The following is a 10,319-nucleotide window of genomic DNA, read 5'->3' on the forward strand; positions in this document are numbered from 1 at the left end:
TTCCAGGACGCGCAGGGCTTCGCGCAGGGGTGGGCGGGAGATGCCGAGCTGACCGGTGAGCCGGTTCTCCACGATGCGCTGCCCGCACAGCAGGTCGCCTCCGACGATCATGCGGCGCAGGGTGGCGGCGGCGAGTTCGACGAGGCTGGGCGGCCCGACGATGTGCGGGGCGCTGGTGGTGTTGTCCGCGGATCCGGTCACGAGTCTCCTTCGGTCTCGGCGTGATCCTATTGCCTCGGGTGGAGCAACCTGGTCCGCCGAGCTTGTCAGCCACGATCTGCCTGCTGTAGGCAAAAGTCAGGTGATGCCGATCACGGTAGCCGCTGTGTCGCCCGGCGTGGTGGGAGGCGTGGAGTGAGTACCCGATCAGAGTCAGCTCCGCTGGCTGGTGTGCGCGTGGTCGAGATCGGTGCGTTCATGGCAGCGCCCTACGCCGCGATGCAGCTGGCCGATCTCGGTGCCGACGTGGTGAAGGTGGAGAACCCCGCGGGCGGTGACCCGGTGCGCCAGACCGGGCCGTTCCTGCAGGAGCACTCCTCCCCTTTCGTCCGGCTCAACCGCAACAAGCGTTCGCTGGCGGTGGATTTGAAGACCGACGAGGGCAAGAGCGTGCTCGACAGGCTCCTGGCCAGTGCTGATGTGCTCATCGAGAACCTGCGTCCCGGCGCGATGGAGGCGCTGGGCTTCGGGCCCGAGGTGGTGCGGGAGCGCTTCCCGCGGCTGGTCTACGTCGCGGTGTCCGGGTGGGGCCAGGACGGACCGCTGGCGGCCCAGCCGGGTTTGGACATCATGGCCCAGGCCCGCGCCGGGCTGATGAGCATCACCGGCGAGGAGGGCGGTGCTCCGGTGAAGGTCGGAGTGCCGGTGTGCGACCTGGTGTGCGGGCTGTACGCGGCGATGAGCGCGATGGCGGGTCTGCGGGCCCGCGAGCACACCGGGCGCGGCCAGGTCGCCGACGTGTCGTTGTTCGAAGCCGGTGCGTCGCTGGCGGTGTGGGAGGCCGGGACGTTCTTCGCCACCGGCGACAGCGGCCGCAAGCACGGTTCGGCGCATCAGAACAGCGCCCCCTACCAGGCGGTGCGCAGCGAGGACGGGTGGGTGACGGTCGGGGCCACCACCCCGAAAACCTGGCCTGCGTTCTGCCGCGCGCTGGGGCTGGACGAGCTGCTCTACGACGAGCGCTACGGCTCCTCCTACGACCGCTACCACCACCGCGACGAGCTGATTGCCGCGATCGAGCGGGAAACGACCCGGTGGAGCACCGCCGGGATCGTGGAGGCGCTGGTGGACGCCGGGGTTCCGTGCGCCCCCATCGCCGAGACCGCGCAGGTGTTCACCGACGAGCACCTCAACGGGCGCGGGTTCTTCTGGGACGCGCCGCATGCGCAGCTGGGCGCGGTGCGCCAGATCGGCTCGCCCATGCGGCTTTCCGACACCCCGCCGCAGCGCCGCTCGGCGGGGCCGGTTCTGGGTGAGCACACCGGTGAGGTCCTCGCCGAGCTGGGCGTGGGCGCGGACGAGATCGCCGGCTTGGCGCGGGCAGGAGTCATCGCCGAGCCCTGAGACCCCTTGTCGCGACGCGAGCTCGAGGAGGAGCGATGCGTGCGTTAGCCCTGATCATGGCGGTGGCCGCAGCGGTGTGCGCTGGGTGCGGTGGCGCGTCCGGCTCCGACGACGCGGCGGGCGCGGATCGACCGGTGGGCCCGGTGACGATGGTGGTGCCCTTCGCCGCCGGAGGCGGCAGCGACATCGCCGGGCGCGCGGTGGCCGACGGGCTGGCGTCGGTCACCCCGGGTGTGAACATCAGCGTGGACAACCGCGAGGGCGGGCAGGGCGCGGTCGGCTACTCCTACCTGCTGGGCAAGACCGGTTCCCCGCAGTACCTGCTGGCCACCGAGACCTCGCTGCTGTCATTGCCGGCGTCGGTGGACGTGGCGTTCTCGCACCGCTCGTTCACCCCGATCTTCAAGGTCGGTGAGGACTTCACGCTGCTGGTGGCCCGCCCCGACTCCCCCATCGCCAGTTGCGCCGATGCCGTCGAGCAGGCCCGGCACCGCCGGGTGCTGGCGGCGATCTCCGGCGCGATGGGACCGGATGCGGTGGTGTTCTCCCAGATCCGCGCCACCACCGGCGCCGCCATCGACACCGTGCCCTACGAGGGCGGTGGGGAGTCGATGGCGGCGGTGCTGGGCGGCCAGGTGGAGCTGGCCTCGCTCAACCCCAGCGAGGTGATCGGTCAGCTGCGCGCCGGGGAGCTCAAGGCGCTGTGCGTGTTCGCCGACCAGCGCTACACCTACCCCGAACTCGCCGGCATCCCCACCTCGGTGGAACAGGGGGTCGACGTGGTGTTCGCGCAGTTCCGCGGGGTGATCGCCCCGGGTGAGCTCAACCCGCGGGCGCGTGAGTTCTGGGTGCAGGCGGCCCGGCGCTTCGCCGACTCCCCCGCCTACCGCGACTACGTGGCCTCGGAGTTCCTGCAGGCCCGGCCCGCGTTCGGTGCGGAGTTCGGGGCGTACCTGGCCGGGGCGCAGGGCGAGCTGGAGCAGGTGGTGAGCCGATGAGCGGTGATCGCGCGCAGGTGTGGACGCTGATCGGCCTGGTGGTGCTGGGCGCGGGTTTCGCGTTCTCGGCCCCGGTCTACGGGGTCTTGGGCGAGCAGGGCCGCATCGGCCCGGGTTTCGTGCCGATGCTCGCCGGTGGGCTGCTGGCGGTGCTGGCCGCGGTGTTGCTGCGCCGCCAGTTGTCCCAGCCCGCCGCGGCGGGTGAGACAGGTTCGGGCACTGATGATTTCGGGCGCACGGCCGGGCAGCGGGCGTGGATCCTGCGGCGGGTGTTCGTGCTGCTGCCGGTGACCGTGCTGGCGGTGCCGGTGGTGGGCCTGGTGTGCGCCTTCGGCGGGCTGGTGCTGGTGATCTCCACCTGGCTGGAAGGTCGTCGCGTCCTTCCAGCGGTGGCGTTCTCGGCGGCCGTGGCCGGCGGGGTGTGGGTGATCTTCGCGGTGCTGCTGGCGGTGCCGCTGCCGACCGGGATCTTCGGGTTCTAGACGGGAAGGAGGTGGGCCGGGGTGTGGGAGAACCTGCTGCTGGGTGTCTCGACGGCGTTGACGCCGACGAACCTGCTGTGGTGCTTCGCCGGGGTCGTGCTGGGCACCGTGATCGGGCTGCTGCCCGGGATGGGCTCGGCGACCGGGGTGGCGATCCTGATTCCGCTGACGCTGACCGTGGAGCCGGTCACCGCGCTGATCCTGTTGGCCGGGATCTACTACGGCGCCCAGTACGGCGGGACGATCACCTCGGTGCTGCTGTCGACACCGGGCGAGGCCGCCAGCGTGGTGACCACGTTGGACGGTTACCAGATGGCGCGGCAGGGCCGGGCCGGTGCGGCGCTGGCGATCGCGGCCATCGGCTCGTTCGCCGCGGCGATCCTCTCGCTGATCCTGCTGGCCGCCCTGGCGCCACCGATCGCGCAGGTCGCGCTGCGGTTCGGGCCGCCGGAGAACCTCGCGGTGATGGTGCTGGCGCTGGCGACCATGGTGGTGCTGACCACCGGTTCGACGCTGCGCGCGGCGGCCATGGCCTGCGTGGGGGTGCTCATCGCCTGCGTGGGCATCGACGCCGGCACCGGTCAGGCGCGCTACACCTTCGGCAGCGTCAACCTCCTGTCGGGCATCCCCTACGTGGAGGTCGTCATCGGGTTGTTCGCCGTCGGTGAGGTGCTGCACCAGATCCGGGTCGGTGGGGCGCGTCCGATCAGGGCGGGTTTCCGGGATCTGGTGATCCGCCGGTCCGACATCCGCGATTCGGCCGGGGCGATCGGGCGCGGCAGCCTCATCGGTTTCGCCCTGGGCACCCTGCCCGGCGCCGGATCGACCCTGGCGTCGTTCCTGGCCTACGGGCTGGAGAAGCGGGTGTCGCGCAACCGGGAGAACTTCGGCCGCGGCGCCATCCAGGGCGTGGCCGCACCGGAGAGCGCCAACAACGCCGCCGCCAACGCCAACTTCATCCCCACCCTGACCCTGGGCATTCCCGGCGGCGCCACCACCGCTGTGCTGCTGGGGGCGCTGACCGTCTACGGCATCCAGCCCGGGCCGCTGCTGTTCACCGAGCAGCCCGAACTCGTGTGGGGTCTGCTGGTGTCGTTCTTCATCGGCAACGTCATCCTGCTGGTGCTCAACCTGCCGCTGGCGCCGGTGTTCGCCCAGCTGCTGCGCGTGCCCTACGGCTTGCTGTACCCGCTGATCCTGGTCACCAGCTTCACCGGCGCGTTCGCCATCGACAACAACTTCTTCTCCGTCGTGCTCGTGCTGATCTTCGGGTTCGTCGGCTACGGCATGAAGCGCCTCGACCTGCCGATGGCGCCGCTGGTGGTGGGCGTGGTCATCGGCGGTCTGCTGGAGAAGGCGCTGGTGCAGTCCTCGGCGATCTTCGACGGCAACATGTGGCTGCTGGCCACCGAGCCCATCGCCGTGGTGATCCTGCTGATCGCCGCGGCCATGCTCACCGCACCACTGCTGGCCCGCCACCGGGCGGGAAGGAAGGAACACGCCGATGTCCGATGAACTGCTGGTGGCCGCCGACGGACCCGTGCTGCGGGTGACCTTCAACCGCCCCGCCCAGCGCAACGCCATGAGCTGGACCATGTACGACGGGCTGGTGGCCGCCATCGAACGCGCTGAAACCGACCCCGACATCCGGGTGATGGTGCTGCGCGGCGCCGGCCAGGAGGCGTTCGTGGCCGGCACCGACATCGCCCAGTTCGCCGAGTTCACCAGCGGCGAGGACGGGGTGGCCTACGAGCAGCGCATGGAGGAGGTCTTCGGGCGCCTGGAGGCCGCCACCGTGCCCACGGTGGCGGCGATCTCCGGCTACTGCGTCGGCGCGGGCATCGCCTTGGCCGCCGCCTGCGACCTGCGGGTGTCGACCACCACCGGACGCTTCGGGGTGCCGGTGGCGCGCACCCTGGGCAACTGCCTGGCCATGAACACCTGCTCCATGCTCGTGTTCCACCTCGGCCCCTCCCGCGCCAAGGACATGCTGCTGCGCGCCCGCATGTTCACCGCCGAAGAAGCCCACGACGCCGGGTTCGTCACCGAGCTGTGCGAGCCCGACCGGCTCGACGAGGTCGTGGAGACCGTGACCTCCCGGCTGGTGCAGCACGCGCCGCTGACCATGTGGGCCTCCAAGGAGGCGGTGCGCCGGTTGCGGCTGGCGGGCATGCCCGACGGGGACGACCTGGTGCGCACCGTGTTCGGCAGCCAGGACTTCCGCAGCGGTGTGCGGGCGTTTTTGGACAAGACCCCGCACACCTGGAGCGGCCACTAGAGCTGCGCGGCGTCCTCGGCGGTGATCTCGGTGAGGGTCTCGCCCAGCAGCAACCAGCGGGTCGGGTTGATCTCGCGCAGGAACGCCAGGTCGTGACCGGCCACGATCAACGCGCCCTGGAAAGCGCGCAGCGCGGCGGCCAGGTGCGCGCTGCTGTCGAGGTCGAGGTTGTTGGTGGGTTCGTCGAGCATGAGCAGCTGCGGCGCGGGTTCGGCCAGCAGCACCGCTGCCAGGCTCGCCCGCAGCGCTTCCCCACCGGAGAGGGTGCCTGCCCGCTGATCGGCGCGCGCACCGGTGAACAGCAGCCTCGCCAGCTGCGCGCGCACCTGGTTGTCGCTCAGCGCCGGGGCGACCTGGGCGAGGTTGGCGGCCACGCTCAGATCGGGGTCGAGGACGTCGAGGCGTTGCGGCATCAGCCGTGCGGGCACCGGAACCCGCACCTCACCCGACTGCGGTTCGGCGGCTCCGGCCAGCAGCCGCAGCAGGGTGGTCTTGCCGGTGCCGTTGCCGCCCAGCAGCGCGATGCGCTGCGGCCCGTGCACGTCCAGGTCCAGCAGCGTCCCGGTGTGCGGCAGCACCACCTCCCGCAGCCGCGCCACGTCCCGTCCGGCGGGCACGCGGGTGGCGGGCAGTTCCAGGCGGATCTGATCGTCGCTGCGCAGCGCCTGTTCGGCGTGCCGGCGCTTCTCGCGGGCGGCCTGCAGGCGTTCCTGCTGGACTCCGGTGAGCTTGGCCGCCGATTCCTGCGCGGCGCGTTGCCGGGCACCGGCGAGGATCTTGGGCATGTTCTCCCCGGACTTGGCGCCTTGCCGCTTGCGGCGGGCCACCTTGACCTGGGTCTCGGCCAGCTCCCGCTGCTGGCGGCGCTCGTCGGCCTCGGCGGCGCGCAGGTCGCGTTCGGCGGCGGCCTGCGCAGTGGCCACCGCCTGCTCGTAGGCCGAGTACCCGCCGCCGTGGAAGGTGATCTCGCCTGAGCGCAGTTCGGCGATGCGATCGACGTCCTCGAGCAGTTCGCGGTCGTGGGAGACCACGATGAGCACCCCGTGGCGCCAGCCTCCCACCGCCTCCCGCAGGCGGTGGCGGGCCGCGCGGTCGAGGTTGTTGGTGGGTTCGTCCAGCAGCAGGACCTCGGGGCGGGCCAGCAGCAGCGCGGCCAGGTGCAGCAGGACGGTCTGGCCGCCGGAGAGCTCGGCGACGCGCCGGTCCAGGGCCAGCCCGTCGAGTCCGAGCGTGGCCAGCAGGGCGTGGGCGCGCTGTTCGACGTCCCAGTCCTGCCCGATGGTGTCCAGGTGCTGCTGGGTGACCTCACCGGATTCCACCGCGGCCAGCGCCCGCAGCGTGCCGTCGATGCCCAGGGCTTCGTCCACGCGCACGTCGAGGTGGCTGGTGATGGTCTGCGGCAGGTAGGCGGGCGTGCCCGGCACGCTCAGCACACCGGAGGTGGGGCTGAGCCGGCCGGTCAGCAGCCGCAGCAGCGTGGACTTGCCGCTGCCGTTGCCGCCGATGAGCCCGGTGACGCCGGTGGGGAAACCGGCGGTGACACCGGAGAACACCTGCGTGCCATCAGGCCAGGAGAACGACATCTCGGTGCAGGTCACCGAGGCGGGGGTGGGTGTTGACATGGAGGATCTCGCCTTCGCCGGGCAACGGGTGGGATGCATGTGCGGCGAGCACCACGCGGCGATGATCCATCAGGGCGGCCACCCGGCGGGTGTCGGCGGTCATCGAGGTCGCTCCCACGCCCACCGGCAACGACAACCCCACGTCAAGGGGTTGGTGCGGGTGTTCTCGCGTGGTGATCGCGGACCTCAGATGAGCAACAGGCACCTCTCTCGCCGGCGGCAGGACGACGACGATGCTACCGGCACCCCGGGCGCGGCGCGCGGGAATTTCTCAGCACATCTGCGCCAGGGCGCACACCGTCTTCCAGTTCCGGCACGTCACCGGGGTGCCCAGGTGGCGTTGCAGGTGCGCGGTGGTCAGCTTCGAGCGGCCCACGCCGTCGGGATAGTGCAGGAACACCTCGCCGTCGGCGGCGCGCGCGGCTTCGCCATCGGGAATCGGCATCGCCGCCACCCGCTGGGCATCCACCGGCTGCAGCGGGAAGGCGACCTGCAGCTTCGGGTGCTCCACCCCCGGCGCGGCGAAAGGGTGCCCGGCGCAGGCCAAGGCGTGCAGGTGTTCGCCGGTGCGGATCATCACCTCGGTGGGCAGGCCGTCGGCGGCCAGCTTCTCCCGCAACGCCACCGCCACCTCCTCGGCACCCAGGGGTGCGGTGAACACCGCGTTGCCGCTCTGCAAGTAGGTGCGGGGCTGCTGCCAGCCCAGCTCGCCGAGCATCTCCCGAAGCCGGGCCATCGGCAGCCGGGCGTGCGAACCGAGGTTGACCGCGCGCAGCAGCGCCACGAAGGTGCTCACCCGGCACATCCTGACACCGCGCCCCGACAGCGCTACTGGCGCGCTCGGGCCAGGGCGTCGTCGACGGTCGGGGCCTGTTCGAACAACGCCGACAGGCCGGTCAGTTCCAGCAACCGGCTCACCCGCCCGCGACCGGGCACCACCAGCAGCCGCGCTTCGCGCCGGCCGGTGGCGTTGTAGGCCAGCATCAGCAACTCCAGCACGGCGCTGGAGGCGAACCCGACCTGTTCGAGGTCCACGATCGCGGTGTGCAGGCGGGCGGCGGTCAAGCGCTGGCGCACGATCTCGGTGACGCGCGGCAGGCTGGCCATGTCGATCTCGCCGCCGACGCTGACCACCACCACGCCTCGTTCCGGCCAGCGCACGCGCACTCGTAACGCCGAACGCGACGTGCCCGTGGCGGGATCGGCGTCGCTGGAGGTGCGGGGCGCGATGATGGCGCCCGAGCCGTGGGATGCCTGTGCGGGCAAGGATCTGGAGACGATCACGCTACCCCCTTCGTGCTGGACGGGTCGGTGTTGCGAACTCGCGTGCACCGCGTCGAATCGCCTGTGCGCTGGGACGATCACCGACCAGCTGGCGCGCGGCGACGACCGGGCGAAACCGCACCACCCACCGTAGGAGCCGTTACCAGCCCGCAACAAGCACTGCCACTTTCGTGTGAAATTCGGGGTGTGTCAGCGCAGGGCGGCGTCGAGGAAATCGGCGATGAGCGCCCACGTCGCCGGAGCCTGACCCGCCACCGAGCCCCCGGCGGCGTGCCGCACCCGCCGCGGCGTGAAATCACGCGCCTCGTCGAGGTAGTCGTGCTCGTGCACCCGCCCGCTCATCTCGTACAGCGTCGCCGGCACCCCGGCGCGCTCCAACGCCGACAGCAGCAGCTCGCTCTGGTGGAAGGGCACCAGCGGATCGGCCGTGCCGTGCAGGATCAACCACGGCGGGCCGCCCCGGCGCACCCACCGCGACGGATCGGCCTCGGCGACCCGGCCGGGCACCGTCTGGATCTCCGCACCGATCAACCGCGACTCCGGCGAGGCGGCATCGTCATGACCGCGACTGCCCCCGGTGATCTGGTTGAACCGATCCACCGCGCCCTCGGGCATGTGCCCGTCCATCAGCAGGAAATCCGTCGGCCCGTACAGGTCCACCACCGCCTGCACCTCGCTGGACACCGACGTCGGCCCGAGATCACCCTCCAACGCCACCACACCCGCGGTGGCACCCAGCATGCTGGCCAGCCAGCCACCCGAGGAATTGCCCATCACCGCGATGCGATCGGCATCCAGGCCGTAGCGGGCGGCGTGAGCGCGCACCCAGCGCACCGCCGCCTTGCCGTCGTGCACCTGCGCCGGGAAGCGGGCCTGGCCGCTGGAGCGCACCGCCACCGCCGCCACCGCGAAACCGCGCCCGCACAACGCCCGCGCGACCCGCTCACCGCCGGTGTTGCCGTTGTCGGCCAGCCACGCCGAACCCGCCGACCACACCACCACCGGGCACGGGCCGGTCGCCTCCGGCGGCAGGTACAGGTCCACGCGGTGGGCGTTGCCGACCCGGGGCGCGTAGCTGAGATCCCGCATCACCACGTACGGCTGCCCGCTGCCCCGCACCCGCCACCACCTCCACGCCGGAAACGATCAAGAACCCACCATGTCAAGATCGAACCCGCTTTGGGAAGACGATCACCCGAACGCACCCGACCTCTGGGCGGGAAGTGGCGAGTTCTCGCCTGCCGCGGCATGCCTGCCCCCGGCCACCGGCCGCCACACCTGGCCCACCGACAACCGCAACTCGCCCCCGGCGGCGTCCACGGTGATCTCATCACCGGCACCGGCCTCGCCGCCCAGCACCATCCGCGCCAGCCGGTTGTCCAGCTCCCGGGAGATCACCCGCCGCAACGGGCGCGCACCGAACTCCGGCTGATGGCCGCGCTCGACCAGCCAGTCCAACCCCGCATCGGTGACCGACAACCGCATCCCCTTGTCGGCCAGCTGCGCCCGCGTGCGCTCCAGCAGCAGACCACCGATGCGGCGCAACTGCTCGATGCCCAGCGGCCGGAACACCACGACGTCGTCGATGCGGTTGATGAACTCCGGCCGGAAGAAACCCCGCAGCTCCTCCAACACCACCACCGCCGACGCCGCCGCGTCACCACCGGAATCCAGGATCCGATCGGCCCCCAGGTTGGAGGTCATGATGACCACGACGTTGCGGAAATCCACCAACCGGCCCTGCGAATCGGTCAACCGCCCCGCATCCAGCACCTGCAGCAACGTGTTGAACACATCCGGATGCGCCTTCTCGACCTCGTCGAGCAGCACCACCGAGTACGGCTGGCGCCGCACCCGGTCGGTCAACTGCCCCGACTCCCCGTAACCCACGTACCCGGGCGGGGCACCGATCAGCCGCGACACCGAGTGCTTCTCCTGGAACTCCCCCATGTCCAGCCGCAACAACCGGCCCGCATCCCCGAACAGCGCCTGCGCCAGCGCACGAGCCAGCTCGGTCTTGCCCACACCCGTGGGCCCCAGGAACAAGAAGTTGCCGATCGGCCGCTCCGGGTCGGCCAAACCCACCCGGGCC

General features: G+C 71.3%; 12 protein-coding genes and 1 pseudogene. 5 read left to right on the plus strand and 8 right to left on the minus strand.

Features of this window, described 5'->3' with window-relative positions; genetic code table 11:
- Positions 1-201 (minus strand): GntR family transcriptional regulator (locus E1202_RS30330; protein ID WP_235879116.1); only part of this gene is annotated, 201 nt, incomplete at its 3' end.
- A 153-nt stretch (positions 202-354) separates the two neighbouring features.
- On the opposite strand from E1202_RS30330, the gene E1202_RS30335 reads away from it, so the two are divergent.
- The 5 genes from E1202_RS30335 to E1202_RS30355 are packed head-to-tail and all read left to right on the plus strand — an operon-like array spanning position 355 to position 5,321.
- Positions 355-1,563, plus strand: coding sequence for a CaiB/BaiF CoA transferase family protein (locus tag E1202_RS30335; RefSeq protein WP_268952401.1), 1,209 nt, complete (start codon positions 355-357; stop codon positions 1,561-1,563).
- A gap of 35 nt (positions 1,564-1,598) precedes the next feature.
- Positions 1,599-2,561, plus strand: coding sequence for a tripartite tricarboxylate transporter substrate binding protein (locus tag E1202_RS30340; RefSeq protein WP_235879120.1), 963 nt, complete (start codon positions 1,599-1,601; stop codon positions 2,559-2,561).
- Positions 2,558-3,043, plus strand: coding sequence for a tripartite tricarboxylate transporter TctB family protein (locus E1202_RS30345; protein ID WP_132686742.1), 486 nt, complete (start codon positions 2,558-2,560; stop codon positions 3,041-3,043). The genes E1202_RS30340 and E1202_RS30345 overlap by 4 nt, the downstream gene beginning before the upstream one ends.
- A gap of 21 nt (positions 3,044-3,064) precedes the next feature.
- Positions 3,065-4,558 (plus strand): tripartite tricarboxylate transporter permease, encoded by a 1,494-nt coding sequence (locus tag E1202_RS30350; protein ID WP_132686743.1) that lies wholly within the window; start codon positions 3,065-3,067, stop codon positions 4,556-4,558.
- Entirely contained in the window at positions 4,548-5,321 is a 774-nt protein-coding gene (locus E1202_RS30355; RefSeq protein WP_132686744.1) for an enoyl-CoA hydratase/isomerase family protein, read from the plus strand. The genes E1202_RS30350 and E1202_RS30355 overlap by 11 nt, the downstream gene beginning before the upstream one ends.
- Here the strand turns inward: E1202_RS30355 and E1202_RS33085 are convergent.
- The 7 genes and pseudogenes from E1202_RS33085 to E1202_RS30380 form a co-directional block, all read right to left on the minus strand.
- On the minus strand, positions 5,318-6,106 hold the full coding sequence (locus E1202_RS33085) for an ATP-binding cassette domain-containing protein (protein WP_408007692.1): 789 nt from the start codon (positions 6,104-6,106) through the stop codon (positions 5,318-5,320). The genes E1202_RS30355 and E1202_RS33085 overlap by 4 nt on opposite strands.
- A 327-nt stretch (positions 6,107-6,433) precedes the next feature.
- Positions 6,434-6,943: pseudogene (locus E1202_RS33090) on the minus strand (ATP-binding cassette domain-containing protein); the annotation flags it as partial.
- Complete coding sequence (locus E1202_RS31640; RefSeq protein WP_165944035.1) at positions 6,885-7,046, minus strand: hypothetical protein; 162 nt, start codon at positions 7,044-7,046, stop codon at positions 6,885-6,887. The gene E1202_RS31640 and the pseudogene E1202_RS33090, both read right to left, overlap by 59 nt.
- A gap of 168 nt (positions 7,047-7,214) precedes the next feature.
- Positions 7,215-7,739 carry a DUF1697 domain-containing protein gene (locus tag E1202_RS30365; RefSeq protein ID WP_165944036.1) on the minus strand — a complete coding sequence of 175 codons (525 nt, stop codon included), beginning with the start codon at positions 7,737-7,739 and terminating at the stop codon, positions 7,215-7,217.
- A 32-nt stretch (positions 7,740-7,771) separates the two neighbouring features.
- Positions 7,772-8,227, minus strand: a complete 456-nt coding sequence (locus E1202_RS30370; RefSeq protein WP_132686747.1) for an STAS domain-containing protein — start codon at positions 8,225-8,227, stop codon at positions 7,772-7,774.
- A 189-nt stretch (positions 8,228-8,416) separates the two neighbouring features.
- Positions 8,417-9,346, minus strand: coding sequence for an alpha/beta hydrolase (locus E1202_RS30375; protein WP_132686748.1), 930 nt, complete (start codon positions 9,344-9,346; stop codon positions 8,417-8,419).
- Positions 9,347-9,418: 72 nt separating this feature from the next.
- Positions 9,419-10,319 (minus strand): AAA family ATPase (locus E1202_RS30380; protein WP_132686749.1); only part of this gene is annotated, 901 nt, incomplete at its 5' end.

Origin of the sequence: Saccharopolyspora karakumensis, from assembly GCF_004349225.1 — a bacterium.
GTDB lineage: Bacteria > Actinomycetota > Actinomycetes > Mycobacteriales > Pseudonocardiaceae > Saccharopolyspora > Saccharopolyspora endophytica.

Bases quoted from the DNA above. Each gene is read 5' to 3' on its own strand.
- E1202_RS30340 (WP_235879120.1), top strand. From the start codon at position 1,599: ATGCGTGCGTTAGCCCTGATCATGGCGGTGGCCGCAGCGGTGTGCGCT.
- E1202_RS30345 (WP_132686742.1), top strand. From the start codon at position 2,558: ATGAGCGGTGATCGCGCGCAGGTGTGGACGCTGATCGGCCTGGTGGTG.
- E1202_RS31640 (WP_165944035.1), bottom strand. From the start codon at position 7,046: ATGACCGCCGACACCCGCCGGGTGGCCGCCCTGATGGATCATCGCCGC.
- E1202_RS33085 (WP_408007692.1), bottom strand. From the start codon at position 6,106: ATGCCCAAGATCCTCGCCGGTGCCCGGCAACGCGCCGCGCAGGAATCG.
- E1202_RS30355 (WP_132686744.1), top strand. From the start codon at position 4,548: ATGTCCGATGAACTGCTGGTGGCCGCCGACGGACCCGTGCTGCGGGTG.